The sequence below is a fragment of the Aliikangiella litoralis genome, assembly GCF_052495765.1.
On the sequence record NZ_CP199292.1, the window covers coordinates 3676953 to 3699230 of the forward strand.

General features: G+C 37.1%; 21 protein-coding genes and 1 tRNA gene. 4 read left to right on the forward strand and 18 right to left on the reverse strand.

All coding sequences use genetic code 11. The annotated features are described in order from the left end of the window. Nucleotides 1–15: 15 nt before the first annotated feature. From cgtA to rplU, 3 genes are all read right to left on the reverse strand, one after another. On the reverse strand, nucleotides 16–1077 hold the full coding sequence (gene cgtA, locus ACT5E3_RS15205) for an Obg family GTPase CgtA (RefSeq protein ID WP_444994395.1): 1062 nt from the start codon (nucleotides 1075–1077) through the stop codon (nucleotides 16–18). 168 nt (nucleotides 1078–1245) lie between these two features. Continuing rightward, on the reverse strand, nucleotides 1246–1503 hold the full coding sequence (gene rpmA / locus ACT5E3_RS15210; RefSeq protein WP_444994396.1) for a 50S ribosomal protein L27: 258 nt from the start codon (nucleotides 1501–1503) through the stop codon (nucleotides 1246–1248). A 31-nt stretch (nucleotides 1504–1534) separates the two neighbouring features. After that, nucleotides 1535–1846: a 50S ribosomal protein L21 gene (gene rplU, locus ACT5E3_RS15215; protein ID WP_444994397.1), complete on the reverse strand. Its 312-nt coding sequence runs from the start codon at nucleotides 1844–1846 to the stop codon at nucleotides 1535–1537. A 317-nt stretch (nucleotides 1847–2163) separates the two neighbouring features. Between rplU and ACT5E3_RS15220 the strand changes: the two genes are divergently transcribed. After that, nucleotides 2164–3132 carry a polyprenyl synthetase family protein gene (locus ACT5E3_RS15220; RefSeq protein WP_444994398.1) on the forward strand — a complete coding sequence of 323 codons (969 nt, stop codon included), beginning with the start codon at nucleotides 2164–2166 and terminating at the stop codon, nucleotides 3130–3132. A 326-nt stretch (nucleotides 3133–3458) separates the two neighbouring features. Next, nucleotides 3459–4994 (forward strand): phosphoenolpyruvate carboxykinase, encoded by a 1536-nt coding sequence (locus ACT5E3_RS15225; protein ID WP_444994399.1) that lies wholly within the window; start codon nucleotides 3459–3461, stop codon nucleotides 4992–4994. A gap of 67 nt (nucleotides 4995–5061) precedes the next feature. Here ACT5E3_RS15225 and ACT5E3_RS15230 read toward each other — a convergent pair whose 3' ends face one another. After that, a complete protein-coding gene (locus ACT5E3_RS15230) occupies nucleotides 5062–5340 on the reverse strand; it encodes a peptidylprolyl isomerase (RefSeq protein WP_444994400.1) in 279 nt (92 codons plus the stop codon). Between the two features lie 146 nt (nucleotides 5341–5486). Here ACT5E3_RS15230 and yacG point away from each other — a divergent pair, with 146 nt between their 5' ends. Further along, complete coding sequence (gene yacG / locus ACT5E3_RS15235; RefSeq protein ID WP_444994401.1) at nucleotides 5487–5678, forward strand: DNA gyrase inhibitor YacG; 192 nt, start codon at nucleotides 5487–5489, stop codon at nucleotides 5676–5678. Here yacG and recJ read toward each other — a convergent pair. From recJ to acs, 7 genes are all read right to left on the reverse strand, one after another. Next, nucleotides 5664–7412: a single-stranded-DNA-specific exonuclease RecJ gene (gene recJ / locus ACT5E3_RS15240; RefSeq protein ID WP_444994402.1), complete on the reverse strand. Its 1749-nt coding sequence runs from the start codon at nucleotides 7410–7412 to the stop codon at nucleotides 5664–5666. The two genes, yacG and recJ, sit on opposite strands and share 15 nt — an antisense overlap. Then, nucleotides 7409–8350 (reverse strand): hypothetical protein, encoded by a 942-nt coding sequence (locus tag ACT5E3_RS15245; protein ID WP_444994403.1) that lies wholly within the window; start codon nucleotides 8348–8350, stop codon nucleotides 7409–7411. Before ACT5E3_RS15245 ends, recJ begins: the two co-directional genes overlap by 4 nt. Before the next feature lie 21 nt (nucleotides 8351–8371). Continuing rightward, nucleotides 8372–9610 carry an amidohydrolase family protein gene (locus ACT5E3_RS15250; RefSeq protein ID WP_444994404.1) on the reverse strand — a complete coding sequence of 413 codons (1239 nt, stop codon included), beginning with the start codon at nucleotides 9608–9610 and terminating at the stop codon, nucleotides 8372–8374. A gap of 228 nt (nucleotides 9611–9838) precedes the next feature. After that, on the reverse strand, nucleotides 9839–11902 hold the full coding sequence (locus ACT5E3_RS15255; RefSeq protein WP_444994405.1) for a methyl-accepting chemotaxis protein: 2064 nt from the start codon (nucleotides 11900–11902) through the stop codon (nucleotides 9839–9841). A 46-nt stretch (nucleotides 11903–11948) separates the two neighbouring features. Next, complete coding sequence (locus tag ACT5E3_RS15260; RefSeq protein WP_444994406.1) at nucleotides 11949–12527, reverse strand: hypothetical protein; 579 nt, start codon at nucleotides 12525–12527, stop codon at nucleotides 11949–11951. Between the two features lie 58 nt (nucleotides 12528–12585). After that, nucleotides 12586–12993 carry a hypothetical protein gene (locus ACT5E3_RS15265; RefSeq protein WP_444994407.1) on the reverse strand — a complete coding sequence of 136 codons (408 nt, stop codon included), beginning with the start codon at nucleotides 12991–12993 and terminating at the stop codon, nucleotides 12586–12588. 344 nt (nucleotides 12994–13337) lie between these two features. After that, a complete protein-coding gene (acs, locus tag ACT5E3_RS15270; RefSeq protein WP_444994408.1) occupies nucleotides 13338–15278 on the reverse strand; it encodes an acetate--CoA ligase in 1941 nt (646 codons plus the stop codon). A gap of 340 nt (nucleotides 15279–15618) precedes the next feature. Here acs and ACT5E3_RS15275 point away from each other — a divergent pair, with 340 nt between their 5' ends. Further along, nucleotides 15619–15993: an Mth938-like domain-containing protein gene (locus ACT5E3_RS15275; RefSeq protein ID WP_444994409.1), complete on the forward strand. Its 375-nt coding sequence runs from the start codon at nucleotides 15619–15621 to the stop codon at nucleotides 15991–15993. A 13-nt stretch (nucleotides 15994–16006) separates the two neighbouring features. On the opposite strand, the gene ACT5E3_RS15280 is transcribed toward ACT5E3_RS15275, so the two are convergent. From ACT5E3_RS15280 to ACT5E3_RS15310, 7 genes are all read right to left on the reverse strand, one after another. Beyond that, the gene (locus ACT5E3_RS15280; protein ID WP_444994410.1) at nucleotides 16007–16894 is read right to left on the reverse strand and encodes a thioredoxin fold domain-containing protein; all 888 of its coding nucleotides are present in this window, start codon (nucleotides 16892–16894) and stop codon (nucleotides 16007–16009) included. 242 nt (nucleotides 16895–17136) lie between these two features. Next, a complete protein-coding gene (gene xerD / locus ACT5E3_RS15285) occupies nucleotides 17137–18051 on the reverse strand; it encodes a site-specific tyrosine recombinase XerD (protein WP_444994411.1) in 915 nt (304 codons plus the stop codon). 301 nt (nucleotides 18052–18352) lie between these two features. Beyond that, nucleotides 18353–18428, reverse strand: a tRNA-Lys gene (locus tag ACT5E3_RS15290). Nucleotides 18429–18571: 143 nt separating this feature from the next. Then, nucleotides 18572–20044, reverse strand: a complete 1473-nt coding sequence (locus tag ACT5E3_RS15295) for an ATP-binding protein (RefSeq protein ID WP_444994412.1) — start codon at nucleotides 20042–20044, stop codon at nucleotides 18572–18574. 5 nt (nucleotides 20045–20049) lie between these two features. Then, entirely contained in the window at nucleotides 20050–20781 is a 732-nt protein-coding gene (locus tag ACT5E3_RS15300; RefSeq protein ID WP_444994413.1) for a response regulator transcription factor, read from the reverse strand. Nucleotides 20782–20841: 60 nt separating this feature from the next. Next, complete coding sequence (locus ACT5E3_RS15305) at nucleotides 20842–21558, reverse strand: spondin domain-containing protein (RefSeq protein WP_444994414.1); 717 nt, start codon at nucleotides 21556–21558, stop codon at nucleotides 20842–20844. A 12-nt stretch (nucleotides 21559–21570) separates the two neighbouring features. Next, complete coding sequence (locus ACT5E3_RS15310; protein ID WP_444994415.1) at nucleotides 21571–22266, reverse strand: spondin domain-containing protein; 696 nt, start codon at nucleotides 22264–22266, stop codon at nucleotides 21571–21573. Between the last annotated feature and the right edge of the window lie 12 nt (nucleotides 22267–22278).

Sequence of the window (22278 nt, forward strand, 5' to 3'; positions counted from 1 at the left end):
TTAGCCAACAAAGCCTTACTCAAATTCAGACTCATTACCATCACCTTGTAGTTCATTATTCTTAGCTTCTATATGCTCAAGAATATCAAAACACAGCTGTTTAGTCCCTTCGCTCTGCAATCCAGAAATAACATAACAAGGCCCTTGCCATTTCAATTGAGCAAGAATACCTTTTTTAATTGTCTCAAGTTCTTGATCATCAACCAGATCACACTTATTAAACACTAACCAAGTTTCTTTGTTAGTCAAATCACTTTGATATTCTTCAGAATAGCGTTCAAGTTCACGCTGAATAGCCATTATGTTTTCTAAAGGATCCGACTCATCAAAAGGCTTAAGATCAACTAAATGCAATAAAAGCCGTGTTCTTGATAAATGCTTCAGAAATCTGACTCCCAAACCAGCTCCCGCAGCAGCACCTTCAATAACACCAGGTATGTCAGCCACGACAAAACTACGGTGAGGTTCGGGAGCAACCACCCCTAAGTTAGGAATCAAAGTAGTAAATGGGTAGTCAGCTACTTTAGGTCTGGCAGCTGAAACACTACGAATAAAAGTAGACTTACCGGCATTAGGCAATCCAAGTAAGCCAACATCGGCTAAAACTCGTAGCTCAAGTTTAAGCTCTCTAAAATCGCCTTCTGTTCCTTGGCTAGTCTGTCTTGGAGTTCGGTTAACACTACTTTTAAATCGAGTATTTCCAAGCCCATGAAAGCCTCCCTTTGCAACCAGCAGTTTATCTCCGGCCGCTTGCATATCACCAATCAGCTCATCCGTTTCTTTACTAACAACTCGGGTACCGACCGGAACAGGAAGATATAAATCTTCACCTTTTGCTCCTGTACAATTTTTAGGCCCACCCTTTTCACCATTCTCTGCACCATAAAAGCGAACATATCGATAATCAACTAATGTATTAAGTTCACCATCAGCCACTAAAAAAACATTACCGCCATCGCCGCCATCGCCGCCATCAGGCCCACCTTTTGGAACATATTTTTCTCGCCTGAAGCTACATAATCCACTGCCACCATTGCCAGCCTTAACTTTTATTGTCACTTCATCAACAAACTTCATAATTTACTCTCTAGCTCTATTAGAGCGACTGCAAATAATAAATATAGAGGAAACACCTGTATCATACTTGCACAAAAAAAGCCCCGTACAATGCGGAGCTTTTCAATTCTATACTATTTTATCTCGATAAGCCTAGTTAAGAAGACTTATCTCAACAGGCTAGTAAGCCTAGTTAGCAACAATGCTAACTGTGCGACGGTTACGTAAACCTTTTACTTCAAATTTCACTTCACCATCAGCTTTTGCAAATAATGTGTGATCTTTACCAATTCCCATATTGCTACCAGGATGGAAGTGAGTACCACGTTGACGAACAATGATGCTGCCCGCAGTGACTTTTTCACCACCAAAACGCTTAACACCTAATCGTTTCGACTCTGAATCGCGACCATTACGAGTACTACCACCAGCTTTCTTATGTGCCATTTTATCTCTCCAGAATTATACCAAACTGAAATTACTTACTAATGCCAGTAATTTTAACTTCAGTAAACCATTGACGATGGCCCATCTGCTTACGATGGTGCTTACGACGTCTAAATTTTACGATCTTAACTTTTTTGCCTCGACCATGCTCAACAATTTCACCAGATACCTTAGCACCTTCAAGATAGGGTGCGCCAAGTTCTAAATCAGTACCTTCACCAACCATCAAAATTTTATCGAAATCGATAGATGCACCTTTTTCCGCATCAATTTTTTCAAGGCGAACGACTTGACCTTCTGATACTCGGTGTTGTTTACCACCACTTTGAATCACCGCGTACATAGCGACTTTCTCTCCGTCTAGAAGCATGCTAATTAAAAAGCACACTGGTTTATTTGTAAATATGAATTTGCAAAGACCTTTTCGTGAATCCTGCAATTAAGGGCGCGCATTTTAAGTCATTAAACCGACAGCCGCAAGTCTAAATGTGAGAAATTTGTCCAATATTGGTCTGAAATGCTTGAGATTTTTACCAATGGCAGTTTTTCCTTGACCCTGAACAAATCAGGCCCTAGCATTCGAGCCATTAATGCTAAACTCAAAATATCACTTTTTGATTATCAGCACAAACAGCAAAAATTATAGACTCGAATTTCCATATGCCAGACATAAATAGTATAACGACCCTCGTCAAAAACGATTTCGATGCAACTAACCAGGTTATTCTGGAACAATTAAAATCCGATGTAGTTTTAGTCAATCAACTCGGTCATTATATAGTATCTGCTGGAGGAAAACGCTTACGCCCGTTACTTGTGTTAATAGTTGCTAATGCTTTGGGCTATCAGGGAGATCAACATCACAAGACAGCGGCAATTATTGAGTTTATTCATACCGCCACTCTATTACATGATGATGTCGTTGATGAAAGTGACCGTAGACGAGGCCGCGAAACTGCCAATGCTTTATTTGGTAATGCTGCCAGTGTACTAGTTGGAGACTTCTTATATTCTCGTTCATTTCAGATGATGGTAGGCCTAGATAAGATGCAAGTTATGCAAATTTTATCTAACACGACCAATCAAATTGCAGAAGGTGAAGTTTTACAATTAATGAATTGCAACGATCCTAATGCCACTGAAGAAAGCTATTTTGAAGTGATTCGGAATAAAACAGCAATATTATTTGCAGCAGCTTGCCAACTTGGCGCAGTCATCTCTGAAAATGAATCGTTAACTCAATCAATGCATGACTTTGGGCTTCACTTAGGGTTAGCTTTTCAATTAATGGATGATGCACTCGACTATATTGCAGACAGTGAAGAACTCGGTAAAAATGTTGGGGACGATTTGGCAGAAGGAAAACCTACTTTACCATTAATTTATGCTATGCAAGAGGCTGACATTGATGGTCAACAACTCATCAAGACCTGTATTGAACATGGTGGTATTGAACATTTAGATGAAATCCAAAAACTGATTAAACAAACAGGGGCTATTGAATATACAATGTCAAAAGCAAAAGCTGAAGTTGAAATAGCCAAGCAAAAATTGCAAAAAATGCCAGACAACTATTTTACCAAAGCACTTTATGATTTAGCTGATTTATCAATTGCAAGAAGTAGTTAAAGCAATTAGCAAGTTATAACAAGGACGTAAAAACTGATTGCTCATTATAAAACAACCAATAACAATATTGGTGTTCAAGACATTCAGTCCAGATATTCACTGAACCCACCTGAAGATCCAACAGATAATTTTCTCCTGATAACGACTTCATTTTATATTGAAACCGTAACGTCCTGCATCCCTTAAAGATAAAAATATTATTAGTGACCAAAACCCAAAATTGTCTAGTTAACACCCAGTTTATTTGATAAAATGCGACCCAATTTTTACCCAGCGGTACATTGAACCTCAATGTATCAATACTATAGAAAATATCGGTGGAGAATATGGCAATACAGCACCTCAATTTAACAAGCGATGAGCTTATAAATTTCGCACTAGAGCGTAAAGAAGGCACACTTGCCGCAAATGGCGCACTCAGTGTAGAAACAGGCATAAGAACAGGACGCTCACCCAAAGATCGCTTTATTGTCAAAGAAGCTTCAACTGAAGCAGATATTGACTGGGGTAATGTCAATAGACCATTTGATGAAAACAAATTTAATGCCCTGTGGGAACGTGTTGAAAATTATCTAAATGAAAAAGATGCCTATTTTACCTCAGAGCTACATGTAGGTTCAGATCCACAACATTATTTGCCAGTGAATGTTCGCACCGAAACTGCTTGGCAAAAACTATTTGGACAAAACTTATTTATCCGACCAGAAAACTACAATCCGGCTAACAAAGATCAGTGGCAAATTTTAAATTGCGCAAATTTTAAATGCGATCCGGAAAGAGATGGAACCAATAGCGACGGTGTTGTTATTATTAATTTTGATCAAAGAAAAGTTCTCCTAGCTGGTATGCGTTATGCTGGAGAAATGAAAAAAGCCATGTTCTCGGTACAAAATTTCTTATTACCTAAATATGATGTTCTTCCAATGCACTGTGCGGCAAATACTGATGGAAAAGGCGATGTGACTTTATTCTTCGGTTTATCAGGAACAGGTAAAACAACCTTATCAGCCGATCCTTCTCGTTACTTAATCGGTGATGATGAACATGGTTGGGGAATAGGAACCGTCTTCAACATTGAAGGGGGTTGTTATGCAAAAACCATTGATCTTTCTCAAAAGAACGAACCTGTAATCTGGAACGCCATCAAAAAAGGAACCATTATTGAAAATGTTGTCCTCAATAAAGAAGGTATTCCTGACTATACAGATACAAGTTTAAGTCAGAATGGACGTGCGGGTTATCCTAGAGAGCATATCGAATTACGAGTTGACGAAAACAGAGCAGGTGAACCCAGTGCGGTTATATTTTTAACCTGTGACTTAACGGGGGTTTTACCACCTGTTTCAATCTTGTCAAAAGAAGCAGCCGCTTACCATTTCTTAAGTGGTTATACAGCTAAAGTCGGCTCAACAGAAATTGGCTCAACAGCAGCCATTGAATCAACATTTTCAACTTGTTTTGGCGCACCTTTCTTTCCTCGTCCTGCTGGCGTGTATGCAGAACTATTGATGAAACGCATCGAAGGCAATAATTCAAAAGTGTATTTAGTCAACACAGGTTGGACAGGCGGTTCATACGCCGAAGGTGGAAAACGCTTTAGTATTCCAACCACCAGAGCGGTAATCACAGCAATTCAATCTGGTGCTCTGGCTAATACAGAAACGGTTCACATTGATGAATTAAACTTAGATGTACCTGTTTCCGTAGAAAATGTCGACACGGATTTATTACAGCCGAAAAAAACTTGGTCAGATCCTGACGCTTATGCAGCAGAAGCAAAAGCCTTAGCCAAATTATTCCAGGATAATTTTGCTAAATTTGACGTATCAGATGCTATTAAAGCAGCAGGTCCTCAAGCTTAATTAATTCCTGGACTTTATATAAAAAAGAGAGCCAAAGCTCTCTTTTTTCTTTTTTAATCGTTAAATTTTAGCTACGACTAGTGACTTCTACTAAATGGTAGCCAAACTGTGTTTTAACCGGACCATGAACTTCACCAACGGCTTCATTAAAACAAACCTGATCAAACTCTGCAACCATCATTCCAGGACCAAATGAGCCTAAATCCCCACCACTTTTGCCTGATGGACATGATGAATGTTCTTTAGCTAACTCTGAAAAATCAGCACCTTCAGCTATTTGTGATTTAAGTTCATTACATTTCTCTTCAGAAGAAACTAAAATATGTCGCGCAGTTGCGGTTGTCATGACTTACTCCTATTAATTAAGACTAAATGGTTTTGGCGGTTAGTATAGTCACCAATAAAATAGATATGAAGTAAAACTTTGCGATAATTTTGCTATAGCTCACTAACTAGTGGATAATTGGCCTGTTAAATTTGAAGAGAAATAACATGACAGATAACTTAATAATAGCCTGCCCTACCTGTAAAAAAAGCTTAAAATGGAAAGACTGTGAAGAAAACAGGCCTTTTTGTTCAAAACGATGCCAGTTGATAGATCTCGGAGAGTGGGCTAATGAAAAGCATACTATCCCAGGAAAGCCAGTCATATTACCAGCAGATGATGACTTACAAGATTTCTAACTGTTCAACCATTAGTTGTACAGAAACATTCCCTCTAAATTCATTAATATCGAGTTTGTAAACTAAATGGATCCTGTCACCAACAACAGCCATCGAGTTTTCAGGACAGCGAAAATAAATTGCATCAACACTTAAACCATCCTTAATAACTTGTAGCTTCAAGTGTTCACCTCCTAAAATTCGACTTTGTACTACTTCAAACTCATCATCAAAAATAGGCTCAGGAAATCCTTGCCCCCATGGACCTAATGAACGCAACAGGCTTGCAAACTCTAAGTTCATCTCACTAACGGTTAGACCAGCATCAGTCAGCACTTCATCTTTAATTATTTCTCCAGCTAATAAAAATTTAATACACTCATGCAATTGCTCTGCAAATACTTGGAAATCTTTTTGTTTTAACGATAAGCCTGCAGCCATCGCATGGCCACCAAACTTTTCAATTAACCCTGGGTTTCTTGCGTTAACTAAAGCTAATGCATCACGAATATGAACACCTTTAACAGAACGAGCAGATCCCTTAATTAAAGCGTCGGCAGAATCATTATCACGAGCAAAAACAATAACAGGTCGATTAATTTTCTCTTTAATTCGTGAAGCCAATATACCAATCACTCCCTGATGCCACTCAGGATCAAAAAGGCACATGGCAACTGGACGAACTTCACTGTTTGTATTTAGCTCATGTTTTTTAAGATAACTTTCCAAATCAACACTGGCTTGATCCAACATTTCCTTTTCAATCATTTTTCTAGATCGGTTTAATTGATCAAGCTGTGAAGCAATCGGCAAGGCTTTAGCTAGCGAATCAGCAAGCAAACACTCAATACCAATGGACATATCATCTAAACGACCTGCAGCATTAAGTCTAGGACCAATTGCAAAACCAAGATCTGAAGCTTGGCATTGAGTATAATCACGATTAGCAACTTGTAAAATCGCTTGAATGCCTGGACACGCCAAACCACTTCGAATTCGTTTTAATCCTTGCTCAACTAAAATACGATTATTTCTATCTAGCACAACGACATCAGCTACTGTGCCTAATGCAACAATATCAAGTAAAGTTGCTAAGTTAGGCTCTTCTATCTGTTGCTGTTGAAACCAACCGCTAGTTCGCATAATACTGCGTAAGACCAACATTAAATAAAAAGCAACACCAACACCCGCAAGGTTTTTACTCGCAAAGTTATCGCCGGGTTGATTAGGATTAACAATTGACAAAGCCTCTGGTAATTTATCTGCCGCTAAATGATGATCGGTTACAATAACAGGAATGCCTAATTGGTTTGCTCTCTCTACCCCTTCGACATTAGCAATTCCATTATCAACAGTAATAATTAAATCAGGAGATAATTGATGCGCGTACTCAACCAGTTTTACAGATAAACCGTAACCAAACTTAAACCGATCGGGTACTAGAAAATTAATTTTTTGTGCGCCTAACATTTTTAAAGACTTAAGCATAACTGCACTGCTCGTTGCACCATCAGCATCAAAATCTCCAATCACTAAAATTGACTGGTTTGCTTTGACTGCGTCAAATACATGGTTTGCTGCTTGCTCAATATTTTTTAAACCATTAGGCGAAAGTAATCCTGACAAGCCATAATCAAGTTCTTCGTGATTTTGAACCCCTCTAGACGCTAAAATTTGTTGCAACTTAGGCGTGTATATTTTTAAACTCGGATCAATATCCGCTTGTTCTCGACGAGATACTTTTCGTAAAATCATATTTTCATTGAAAAGTGAGTTTTAAAAAAGCTCACTACTTTATTCATTATGTCAGGTTCAGGTGCTATGGATAACACCGCATCTTGGCATATTAACATGGAAGAAACTAATTTGTTTGAACTAGTTTTAGAAAACCAGTAGTCAATAATTTTAGAGTATTTATCTCTCTCATCATCTAATGCAATTAAGGCATAGTCATCGACCTCACATTCCGCTAACTCTGACAATGTTTTATTCGATAACATACTATTTAAGCAAAAAGATTTTATTAACTCATTATCACTAATGATCACTAAGTTTTCATTTTTTATAAATTTAATTTCGTCAAGTTGCAAAGGGTTAATTTGGCCAGAAAAATGTACATTAATCATTGTTTCTACGGGCGTGTCCAATAACCCCTGGTAATCAATCATTTGTTTAATCAACATTTGAATTTCAGTTGCAAGCTGTTGCCAATAAGTAGCATCTTTTCCTATATATGGAAAATTAAACATATCTTTGCCAATCAACTCATTAACGGGTAAAGCGGTTAGATTCATTTCTTGTTCACTGGTAAATAACCAAGAATATTTATCAACTAAATAGAGCTTTTCCCCTTCTCTCATTAATCTTTCATTAATTTGTGTCACAATTCTCAAGGCATCATTATGGGATAGCTCTAGTGGCGACGGCCCTAACATATAAGCTCCCCGGTGTGTTAGTTGAACTAATACAGGATCACAACAACATGCCGTTTTTACGTTTTCATCAATATCAAACTGTGATAAACGTAACCTTGTCCATGGCAGATCTTTATCACTTAAACCAATAAAATCACAAAACAATGACTGCCAATTTTCTGTTAGCGGTGAAACCGCTACTTTTTTACTAGGAAAAATATTGAGCGCTTCAATTTGGTATTGAGCAATTTGAGGTAAAAATACACAGAAATTTTTCATTATATGTTAGACCTTAAATAGTCAATCAAAATGTCGTTTAGTTTGGAAAACTTGCTTCGATAAAACCTGCCCTTGAGATTGTAAAAAGCGTTTTTGTAAAAAATCAAACAACCAAACATTATACTGCCTAACTTCATTTAAAAAAGGAACCACAGATTTATCCAACAACTGATGTGCAGCTAAGTTTTTTGATGAAATAATTGGCATTACACCGGGTAATGGATAATCAGAAGCATAGAGCAACCGAGAGTGCCAGTGTTGGTTTTCAACCACCTTTTTAATATCGCTTACTTTTCGATTAAATAGGTTTAGTGCAGAAATATCTGCCAATAAATTTTTATTGTAGGCCTGCTCATTCATTAGTCGGCTAAATAAATCAAAGTTAGCAACCTCTTTTTTTGAGCGCGCTTCTATATCTTTACTAACACCTAATGTCGCACAGTGAGCAACAATAACTTTCACTCCTTTTTCTAAAGGTTTACGCAATAAAAGCGGGTTTGATAAGCGCTGTAGTTTTTTACTGTGAACCGCTTTCTCTTCACCTGCATGAGTCAGCAAAGGCATTTTTAATTCAATGAGTTTGTCATAAAAAGCATTGCAAGCATCTGACGAAGGGTCAATATTCATTGCTGGAGGCAGCCACTTGACAGCTTTTGCCCCTTGGGCTTTACACCATTCCAATTTTTCTAAGCAGTCCTCACGATAAGGATGAATCGATGCTATCCATTCAAACGCCTTATTTTGTTTAGCAACTCTTGCAGCAAACTCATTAGGTGTATAAATAGTCGACTCTTTTTTCTGTGCGATTCCTTTATGATCATGATAAAAGTCAAAGGCCAACAGCATAAACTTAACACCTGGCGGAACAGTTAATGCGAGCTGATTAAGCACATTCAAGTTATCTTCATCGGCAGACTCCGGTGATTTAACACAAGCAGCGCTCAAATAGAAAGCATACTGCAGTCGTTGTAATGGACTAAGCCAGGTACGCATTTTAGGATTTAGCCAAATCCCGCTCACTTCTTTTTGACTCAAACCAGTTCCCACTAAATGAAAATGACAATCCCATAAAGAAGCAAAATCAATATCTTGCAATGCCTTTTGCATCAATTCATGTTCTTTTAAATGTTGTGGAAATATATCTGTCTGGCATGGATTACGAACAGGTCCATCAAAATAATGATACCAAGCACCAGCCCCGGCTAAAGAGAAGGCTCCTCCCGCCAATAAAGTCCCCTTAAGCAGCTTTCTGCGACGCAAAAGTGTTTCCTATTGTTATTATTTGATTATATTGAATACTACATGATTTATTCGGTAAAGATTATAAATATCTCCAAACTCTATATAATTTGAACCTTTATCAAATATTCTATTACGAGGTTTAAACATTGCTCAAATCAGAGTTTTGGTACGACAACAATTAACCAGGCTTTGGATAATAGAACTCAACAAACTTTTTAGTGGATCGTTATTTCAAGCAATTAGAAACTAAATTTTAAAACGATTGACAACCTCACTGAGTTGTTCAGAGTTTTCGCTGAGTGTACTACATCGATCTTTCATTATATTTGCAGCCTTAGTACCATTGGTCGCCATTTCACGGAAACTATCAATCACTTTCTCAACTTGGTTAGCGGCTTGGTTTTGTTTTTCAGTTGATGTCACTATATAATTATTTTGTTGTTGTACTGTATCAATACTTGCGAGGATCTCTTCTAGAATTTCGCGAATATGAGTCACCTGTTCTACACTCATTTTCATTTGCTCACAGCTATTATTCATTACCGTACTGGCTTCTTTAGAGCTGCTCTGTAACCCCTCGATGATAGTTTGAATACTATTAGTAGATTCTTGAGTACGGCTGGCAAGAGTTCTGACTTCATCAGCAACAACTGCAAAACCTCGTCCTTGCTCTCCAGCTCTAGCCGCTTCAATTGCAGCATTTAGGGCTAATAAGTTGGTTTGATCTGCAATACTTTTAATAACGTTAAGAACTTCTCCGATTCCTTCAGAATCCATTCTCAACTTATCCATAACTGAGGAAGCTTGCTCTAGACCAATAAACATTTTTTCTATTGCTTCTACCGACTCTTTCACTTCTGCCTGCCCATTAAGAGCCTTTGTATTAGCTTCATCAGCCGAAATTCTTGCAACTTTAGCATTATCAAAAATTTCTTGTGCCGCCGAGACTACGGATAATACCGTTTCTCCAGCTAGATTAGCTTGCTCCATAGCATGCGAAGAACGACCTGATGCAGAAACACTTAATTCAGAAAAATCATCAACGGTCACACTCAGGTTATTCGTTGAACCAGAAACCTGCTTAATTAACTGATGTATACGCTCAACAAAACGATTAAATTCGGCAGCAACATGACCCACTTCATCGTTAGTTAAAACTTGTAGACGCTTAGTTAAGTCACCATCACCATGCGCTATTTCAGCCATTGCTGACTCTATATTTTTCAACGGTTTAACGATAGAGCGTGTAACCAACATGGTTACCAATGTGATAGCTCCTAAAATAATCGAGATAAATATTATACTGGTTGTAATAGACTGATTAACTTTTTCCTCAACTAGTTTTTTGGGCACCATTAAAGCTAAAACCCAAGAAAATTCAGGCTGTTTGCTCGTGAGTTCATAAAATGAAACTTCCTGTTCAACATTATTCCAAGTCAAAGAAGTTCTACCTGATCTTTTTTCAGCAACTAAACTTGCTAAACTACTAAAACCTTGATTGCCTGCTCTTTCGTCCAATGTAGATAATGGTGCATTCAATGGTAGCTCTTCACCATCAGAGCGTTGCGGCATGTATAGTATATTACCATCTCTTGTTGCTAGTATTGCTTGTCCTTGCTCTTTATAACGAACATTATCTACAATATCGCCCATAGTGGTTAGCAAAATATCCATTCCGCCTAAGCCAATAAATTCACCATTTTTATTCGTAACGGGGACATAAAGAGCACAATAAATAGACTGATCTAGCGTATCACGATCGATATTGCCCACATGCAAAGTATTTTTTTTAGCAGCATTAGCATACCAAGTTCGAGTAACCATATCATAACCATCACGATACATAGCGCCTTTTTCGTAAAAATACCCGCCGCTCTTTTGATGGCCAAAAAAGACTGACTTTATTGTAGGATCACTGCTGGATTCAGATGTAAATAACTCAATCATCGTATCAAAGGTCTTGTCATTCGATAGATCTTGTTCTTTGCTTTGATAACTATCCAGCCAATTTCTTAAAAAAGGACTGCGAAACAAAGTCTCTAATCGTCGTCCTTTTTCTTCGAAAAACGCTGTTATTTTGCCGCCTTCCAATTTAACGATATTCGCTAAATCATTTCGGATACTTTCATGACTATCAGTTGCAAGATTGGAAACTACAATAAAGCTACTAATCAACAATAAGATTGATATCGAGCCTAATAAATAAATAAGCAACTTACGTGATATTGACATTTCTTGGTAATCATTTTTATTTTTAAGAATACTGACTATTAATCTAGTCGTTAAATGACTACTTTTCAAATTATTCAAACATCATAAGGCCTCTAGCCCACTGGCTCATAACAATATAATGTTATTAATTAGTTGAACGTATAAAAATAGCATCGCCAATTTTATCAAATGCTATGCGGTAGGTTTCTGCATCCTCAATAACACGATCATTTTGCGTGTTTTGTCCTTGGTGACTACTCGAGAGAGAACTCATTACAAAATTAAGCCTGACTTGGGTTTCGTTCGCCTTTAATTCTTCTATAAATGCCGTAGCTTGTGTATGAGAGCTCTTAATAACTGCTCTTTTATCAGAATCACCGGTCAAATCATCTAGATCTATTTTTAAGTCTCCGAGCTTAAAGATAACTCTTTCAGACTCTTTTTCTTTGGTAGCACTTTTTGCTGTAATGAAACCGCTTTGAATATCAGCATTATTAATAATGTATCCTAAATCCTGAAAGACAGAAATGGTAGCAGCAAAAACAACGCTCTTTGAAGTTTGAAAATGATGCGACTGAATAGCTTGCAGTTCAAGTGAAGTCTTAGCCGGGCGTTTTTCAACCGAGCTGCACCCCAACAAATTAAGAGCAATAAACAGAGGTAGCAATAATAAACTACACCACTGGATGATTTTTATATTTTTTGCTCCACCCCTTTTACTCATAAAGTCTCCGATAAAATTAAAAACAGACAAAAATACACATTAATTTATCTTATATCACTCAAAAACTTGATGAACGGCTTTTAAAATCAACAACCTTGTCGTTTTCATCAAACTTGATAATCAAAGTCATTGTTCGAGATGATGTTTCAAAACCTGATGCTGATTGTTGACTGCCTAATAAAATAATTGTGGCAAAACTTGATGAAGATGAAGACTGAGTAATGCTGGCATGTTTTTGATAAGTCCATACTTCTCTACCTCCAGCATCACTCGTTGTGATATTAGGTGCTCCAAACGCTTCTATCACTTGCACTTTAGTCGTTTGGTTTTTCTTTAGTGTCAGTTGAACTTGACCATGAGTCAGGTTAGAGCGAACCATATTTTTACTAGCTGGCAAAGGAGATTGGCAGCTAGAGGTTAAACTAACTAACACTGTAGATAAAAATAAGGTAGATAATGATTTCATAAAGTAACAGTCTCAATTTCTATTCAAATAATTCATTGATTAGAGCAAATCCAATACAATCGATACTCTATATTATGAACAAAACGATCTGTAGCTTCTGTACTCAAATGTATGAAAAATGTAGTGACCCAATAGGTCAAATAGTGATTATTGATGATAAGAAGAACACATAATTAACCTAAATACTAGATAAATGACGGGGTAAATAATCAAAGATATTTTGTTTAAACATTTGAAATATAAGGGATAAGTCAACTCGTTGAATTCTCTTATTCCGAATTCATCAGGCTGATTACTGCGATCTAACACCTATTAAATCGCAGCTTTGGCAATAAAGAATAAAATTACTGCTTTCGATTTGAAATCAAATCATCAACCACGGCGGGCTCAGCCAGAGTAGAAATATCACCTAAATTTGAAAAGTCATTTTCAGCTATTTTTCTTAAGATTCGACGCATTATTTTGCCCGAACGTGTTTTAGGTAACCCTGGAGCAAACTGAATGAAGTCAGGGGAAGCAATCGGACCAATTTCTTTTCTAACCCACTGTACCAGCTCTTTTTCAAGAGCATCATTACCTTCTAAGCCAGCATTAAGGGTGACAAACGTATAAATACCTTGACCTTTTATGTCATGAGGATAACCAACTACAGCAGCTTCCGCGACCTTAGGATGAGCGACTAATGCGCTTTCTACTTCAGCTGTTCCCATTCTATGGCCAGATATATTCAACACATCATCAACCCGACCGGTAATCCAATAATAGTTATCTTCATCTCGACGAGCGCCATCACCTGTAAAATATAATCCCTCAAATGTACTAAAGTAAGTATCAATAAACCGCTGGTGATCACCGTAAACTGTTCTCATTTGACCAGGCCAACTATCTTTAATTACTAAATTTCCATCGGTGGCACCGCTCAATTCTTGACCCTCACTATCAACTAATGCAGGTTGAATGCCAAACATGGGTCTAGTGGCAGAACCAGGTTTTAGCGGGGTAGCCCCAGGAAGAGGTGATATTAAAATACCTCCCGTTTCAGTCTGCCACCAAGTATCAACGATTGGGCAACGCTGCTCACCAATAACATCATAATACCACTGCCATGCTTCTGGATTAATTGGTTCACCAACACTTCCCAAAAGACGTAACGATTGTCTTGAGGTCGATTTTACCGGTCCATCACCTTCTCGCATTAAAGCTCTAATGGCCGTTGGCGCAGTGTAGCAAACATTCACTTGATGCTTATCACAAACTTGCCAGAATCGACTCGAATCAGGATAGTTAGGCACTCCTTCAAACATTAAAGTTGTCGCGCCATTGGCTAATGGACCATAAACGATGTAACTGTGACCAGTTATCCAACCAACATCTGCTGTACACCAATAAATATCACCAGGGTGGTAATCAAAAACATACTGATGCGTGATCGAAGCATACACCAGATAACCACCACTAGTATGTAAAACACCTTTAGGTTTACCAGTTGAACCAGAGGTATATAAAATAAATAAAGGATCTTCTGCGTTCATTTCTTCTGGGGGACATTCTGCGCTAACTTTTTCTGCTTGCTCGTGATACCAAAAATCCAAAGAATCATTCCATTCAACTTCTGTTTCAGAGTTTTTAACCACTAATACCGATTCTAAGTAATCAGAAACACCAGCTTTTTTTGCCGCATCATCAACATTTTTCTTCAGTGGAATTTGTTTACCACCACGATTGCTGAAATCAGCTGTAATCACCAATTTGCTCTCACAATCAATAATTCTTCCGGCTAAAGCATCAGCAGAAAAACCGCCAAATACCACCGAGTGAACAGCACCAATTCGAGCACAAGCTAACATTGCATAAGCCGCTTCAGGTATCATTGGCATATAAAGTGTTACTCGATCCCCTTTTGCAACACCACGCTCTTTTAAAACATTGGCAAAACGACAAACATGATTATAAAGTTCTTGATAACTAATCTTTTTAGAAATATCTGGATTATCTCCTTCCCAGATAATTGCAGTTTGCTCCGCTTTTGCAGGCAAATGACGATCTATACAGTTAGCACTTACATTAAGAGTGCCATCATGATACCACTGGATATGAAGATCATCTTTCGCATAAGAAACGTCTTTTATCTGAGTGTAAGGCTTAATCCAATCTAATCTTTTACCTTGCTCGCTCCAAAAAGTTTCATTATTTTCAATTGAAGCTTGGTACATTTCAAAATATTCACTTTCATCGACATATGCGCTTTCTGCGACTTTTTTATTTACAGGGAAAGTTTTCGACATTTTTCTATCCTATTCCTTATTTCTAACACTGATTAAATATTTTTTATGTTTATTCTTCACTTGAATAAGCTTTTTATCACCCAACTTAATGGCGCTTATTCAAAGCACTTTGCTGCAAAAAAGTCTGCTACGTACCCTTACCATACAAAAATCGATTGATGATAAGCCATGCTGGTTAACCAGCCTATTATTAGTGTCGACACAGCTTAGCATAAGAAATACTTAAAATGTCATAAGCTTAATTCATATTAGGCAATTTTAACCTTCAAATAAGCAAGGCAAATGGTGCAGTTGAGTAAATATTGACGTTATAATTGTACAATCCGTAACTTGTCTTCAAATGATTATGTTGATACAAAAAGAAAGTGACAGCAATTTAATATCAATAAAAGGCTATAAACCAGGTTTTATTAACGTATCAGGACAATCATATGATTGTGGGTTAATTTTAACACCTAACCAGCTAACAACAATAAGCGATGAAATCAGTTTTGATAAACTGGAGATTGGATATTTAAAAAATATTATTAGCAAAGAAACTGAAATATTAATTATAGGAACCGGAGAACAACATCTGTTTTTCCCTTCTAACATTTTATCTGCTCTTAACTCAATGGGCATTGCCGCCGAAGCAATGGCAACTCGCCAAGCTTGCCACACATTTCAAGTTCTCAGTTATGAAAAGCGCAAGGTTGTTGCGCTCTTATTTCTATAATCAATCAGCTTATTTATTTAGCAGAATTTGCTTCGACAGAAGCAGATGGAGAAAGCTTAGCCTTTTCAACTAAGTGGGTAGACAACTTGCCCGCAGGTACATAACCACCGATTAGCTCACCATCATCAAGTATAATGGCGGGAGTTCCTGATAAGTTAAATTTGCGAGTTAAATCGTAATGTTTATTAATTGGATTATTACATGATTTGGATGTAAATTTGCGTCTCAATTTTGCATCATCCATAGCACTAATAGGATCATCTGCGCACCACACAGAGACTAATTTTTGATAAGCTTCTGAGCCAATTCCCGCTCTTGGGTAAGCTAAATAACGAACAGTAATCCCCTTTTTATTGTAATCTTTCATCTCTTTATGTAACTTCCGACAATAGCCACAATCGACATCGGTAAAAACAGTCACAACATATTTTTCTTCTTTAGCTCTAAAAATCACCATGTCAGACTCATCAATCGCTGCAATCGCCTTGGCTCTCATCGGTGCATTTTTAGTTGCAAAATTAGTAATGGCTTGTTGGCTATGATTAATTGGCTGTTGTTCAGCCAACTCTAATAAATTCCCCGTAAAAATGAACTTACCGTCCTCGGAAACATAAAGGAGTTGTCCCGAATAAAAAGCCTGATAAAATCCATTAATTGGACTTATTTCTATATCAGAGATTTCTATCCCTGGTAATTTTTGTTCTAGTTGTGCTTTTAACTGCATCGCTTTAGAAGAGTTTTTGTCGAGCATATTCTCTGTTTTATTCTGTAAACCAGCAAGAGATGTTTCATTGCTCTCTTCCATTGTAGAAATAGAGTCATGTGAGTACACCCCTAAATAAAATGAGGTAGAAAGTAATGCGAATGCCGCTAAGGCACCTAATTTTTGTGTAAGAGACATAATTCTAATCTTTTCTATTTAATCAAATCGGTGAGTAAATGCTTGTCCTTAAAATAGCACGTTGTCATCTACCCGTTAAGCTATTATTAGGTAAAATATTATTAATACAACTTAAGGGAGATAGAACTTCGTGTTTTACCTACCTTAGCCATACTGACATATCGCCCATACTGCGCTAGCACTCAAGTAGATTCTAATTCTATAGGACAAACGGAATAAAAACAGTGATAAATGACCGCTTTTTAGCCTCTTGGATGATGTTCAGCGTGAATTGACTTAAGCCGCTCTTTCGCTATATGAGTGTAAATCTGAGTTGTTGATAAGTCACTGTGCCCTAAGAGCATTTGTAATGACCTTAAGTCAGCTCCATGAGCTAATAAATGAGTCGCAAAAGCATGTCGAAGTGTGTGTGGTGAGAGGTGTTTGGTAATACCTGCTAATTGTGCATAATGTTTTATTCGATACCAAAAAGTTTGTCTCGTCATTTTTTTGCCTCGCTTAGAAACAAACAAATAATCGCAAAGCTTATTACCTAAATAATCAGCTCGAGCAAAACGCAAATAACGTTCTATAGCTGTAATGGCCGCCTCACCAAACGGAACAAGTCTTTCTTTGCTGCCTTTACCCGTCACTCTAAGGGCACCTTGCATTAAATCAATTTGGTTAAATTCAATGGCAATAAGCTCAGAAACTCTCAGCCCACTGGCATACATTAGCTCCAACATAGCAAGATCCCTAATACCTAAAGAAGTTTCTTTATCAGGCATAGCCAATAACTTTTCTACATCGGATTCAGATAAAGAGTGTGGTAAAGGTTTGCCTAATTTAGGCAAAGCTACTTTGGCAACAGGATCTTTAACGATTAACCCTAATTCAATCGCATAACGATAAAAGCGCCTCAAACATGAAATCATCCTCGCTGTTGAACGTGCAGAATATCGATTTGAACTTCGGGCAGCGATATATTGCTGAATTAACTCATCTGAAACATTTAATAGCGTTACCTTTTTTGAATACAGCCAACGAGCCAATAGCGTTAGGTCAGCTCTGTAACTATCTAGTGTGTGTTGGCTTAAGCCATCATGCATCCAGATGTGATCGACAAATAGCTTTATTTGCTCATCATCAGCAGGAAAAACAGATACATCATGATCCACGAACGGTCACCACTTCATTTAGTCAATTAGTTGTTCGAAAAATAATAACTAACTTTAAACTTAATTCATAACCCTGTTGTTTTTATCCTTAATTAACAACGAAAAAAGCCGCTAACTTTATGATTTTTAAAATATTATAGAAAGTTAGATGTGATTAATCTAGGGTGTTGAATACTGGTAAAGTACAGATTATATGAATAATCCTAACAATACTTTTGCTAAGACACCAGTGCAATTCAAAACCTATAAAAAATTTAGAAGTAATAAAAAAGGCTATTCATACTGAATAGCCTTTTGAATATGGTGGGTCGTGGGCGATTCGAACGCCCGACCAATTGATTAAAAGTCAACTGCTCTACCGGCTGAGCTAACGACCCGATGCGGTGCGCATTATGATGGTTTTAAAAAAAAATACAAGTATTTTTTATTAAATATTAGCTTTCTCACATGAATTGTCGCTATCATCCACACTTTCAATTGTTTAGACTAACACAAAGCCAGTTTATTCAAGTGAACAAACTCAAGCTGTTAAAGGTAAATCAAACTGAAAACGAGCCCCTCCTTCCGGATTGTTACAAGCTTTTATTTCACTACCCAACAATCGCACAAGCTTTTTAGTAATTGTTAAGCCTAAGCCAATATGGCGGCTTTCATCATCTATTGCTTGTGATCCTCGATATCGAGGATCAAACAAATAAGGCAATTCATCTTGATTAATCCCCGTTCCACTGTCTTTTATCAATAACTTAATATCGTTACTTTGTTCACCAATAAAGGCTCCCAAACATATTTTACCATTCTGAGGTGTGTGCCTAATTGCATTTTCAATGAGATTAGTCAATATTCTTTCAAGCTTAGCAATATCTGTCACAACCATTAAGTCGTTTTCACTCATTTCAACTTCTATTTCAATATTTTTTCGTTGTGCCGACAAAGAGAACTTATCAACCATATCGTATAATAAATCGGCAATCGGAAACTTTTCTAACGAAACAGTAACCTGCCCAGACTCTAGATGAGCCAACTCAAAGATTTGATCAACAAAACCTTTAAGAGAATAAGCATTTTTAAGGCAACGATTAACATAACTTAAATTTTCTTCTCGTGATAACGCCCCTTGTTTCAATTTAATTGTTTCTAAGAAGCCTTGCAAAGAAGCCAGTGGCGTGCGTAAATCATGTGATAAATGCGCTAATAACTCTCTCCGTTCTATATCAACAATAGATAGTTTTTCTAATTGGTTATTGGCTTGTTCTATCAGTTGGTTAAATGCCTGTGACAACTCAGACACTTCAACACCTTTAGCAGCGTCTACAATAGGTGGTAATTTTTGATTTATTTCGGTTAAACTAAGTAAACGTACTTGTTGTGTCAGATCTTTTAATGGACTGACAAAATATCGAAAGCCAGCAAGTAACAAAAAGAGCAAGAATAATAATGTGGCTACCGCAACCAGTCCAATTAACTGTATTCTTTCGTTATCTCTGATACTACTAAAAATACTGTCATATACCTGCCCACCAATAATCACAAAAAGATAACCTTCAAGTTTATCATTCTTTAAAATTGGAGAAGTTGAAAAAACTTTCTTTTGATCACTTCTAGGATCATCAGCATAAATAGGCAAACTTTTTTTATTGTTTATAATTGCTTTAATTGGAGATAAATCTATTTTATCTCGGATCACTTCGCCTGGCTTCGCAGAGTAAGTTAATATTTTACCCTGACGATCTAATACATAAAATTCAAAGTTAGGCCCTAATATCATCATCGAATGAAACAAATTTTCGAGCGCTTTATAATCATATACATTACTTGACAATAAAGGGTTATCATTCACTAAATGTGATGCTAAATCCTGATGTAAAACTTGTTCTGCTTGATCTCTTGAAATAGAGTCTAGCGATTGAACAATCAACATAAAAGCAGCAACAACAATAATAAAAGCCACTAAAAGAGTAATGCCTAGCTTTTGATAAAGAGATAATTTCATATTAACTAATTTGACAACTGGCAATTTTTTGAACTGAGTCGATAACCAACGCCCCAAACAGTTTGAATCACAGCTTTTCCTTTAACAGCGAGTTCCAATTTATTTCTTAAGCGATTGATATGAGAATTTACCGTATGTTCATAACCTTCATGATCATATCCCCATACCTTATCTAAAAGCTGTGTTCTTGAAAAAACTTGCTCTGGATGCGAAACAAAGTATTTTAAAAGATCAAACTCTAATGCAGTTAAATCGAGTGGATGTTTAGCAAAACAAGCTTTGCGTTGCGCCGCATCTAAAACCAGATCACCCACTCGCACTTTAACATTATTTATTTCCGTTTTTAATTTCGCCTGATGATAAAGTTGGCTTCTTCGAATTCTAGCTCTCACTCTAGCTTGCAATGCAGGAATACTAAAAGGTTTAGTCATATAGTCATCGGCTCCAACTTCTAAACCAATAATTTGATCGACTTCAGAACTTTTGGCAGTCAATATTAAAATAGATTGCTCAGGTTTAATTTCTCTCACCTGTTTACAAACATCCAGACCACATAAACCCGGTAAAGTTAAGTCAAGAATAACTAAGTCAAAAGCTTTTTCAGTAATAAGAGAAACAGCCTCATCGCCACGGTGGCAAATATCGCACTCATATGCCAAATCTTCTAAATTTACTTTTAGCAACTCAGCTATATCGATATCATCTTCTACAATAAGAATTTTTTGTGATTGATTCATTGTTTTTATCAGCCAGAGGCTGAAAAACTCAGCCTCATTATTTAGTGGATTTATTACCTTTTATTGAGTACGCGTTATCAAAACACTCATTGCTGGATTATCAAATCGATGAGACTCATTAAGTATAGAAGTACTTAAACCGTCATCTAAACTAATTACTCCAGAATGTATTGCGACAAAATCAACATCATCTCTTACTGAATTAAATCCTTCTCCGCCATTAGCTGGTCCAGGAATTGTTCCATCAGCTTCGTTGTTTGCTTCTGTCCCCGAATCATAAACACCTACTCTATAACGTATTGACTCACTAACCTGTAAATTTGTTACATTAGCACGACTTAGCCCTGTAAAAGCATCATTCGTATTAACTAACATACTAGCAATTGATAAATATAAATCACCTGTTTCGGTTGTTTCTATTAATATAGTCTCATCATTTCCAGGCATTAAAACCCCATTACCAGATTGACCAACAATAACATTGCTTTCAGCTAATAATGGGGAATTATCACCAGACTCTGCCATCGTTTCTAATGCCACTGAAGCTGATTGGTTAAGCAGCCAAAAAGCACCTTCAGAGTGTAAAATAACTGCCATTGGTGAAAGTGGTTGATTGTGAGTTAAGTTAATTACCTGAATCGAAAATATTTTAACCAATGGTTCAGGCTCTGGCGGCGGCGGTGGAGTATAACTATTATTATCACTACACGCATTTAGCAATATTGCACCAGTAATTATACTAATACGTAAAATTAAACGGGAAAATTGATAACTCATTGTCATACCCTCCTATTGTACTTCAACTCGAACTCTTAATACTGGGTTTAGCCAGCGATGAATACGATTATCCAAATCACTTTTACCAGCTGTTGGTTGATCATCTCCTAAATTTCCGCGATGAACATGCACAGTTTGATTGGCATCAGTAGTTGCAACGCCAGTTCCATTAGTTCCACCATCCATTCCTGGTGCAGCAGGAATACCTGCTGCATTTGATGCACCGCCACCATTAATAATTTCATCATTGGCCTCTGTCCCAGCATCATAGGCATTCACATTAATCCAATAAACACCGGGTTCAGTTGGAATCTTCCAGCTATCAATTCCGGCAAAACCATCGTTAGTTGGTAATAACATTGAACTCAGTGATAAATATTCGTTTGTTCCAGTGTCTAGCATCAATTGTGTATTAGTACCGGGAGTCAATAAACCACCCGCTGTTTTTTTTACTACTACTGCATTAGCTGCATTTAATACACCAACAACTCCGCTAATATTGCCACCTTCAGCCAACATTTGTAACTCTGATGACGCTGCTTGACCCACCTTAAAAATATGAGTGTTCATATCATGGCCTGCAACCACAAAAGGAGTAAAGTGAATACCGTTAGTTAAATTAGAAATGGTGATATCAAGTTGTTGAGCGCTCACCAAAGGCGAAGTGATAGCTAAAGAACTAGCCAACAGTAGTTGAGAAACTTTCATTTTTTTAATCCT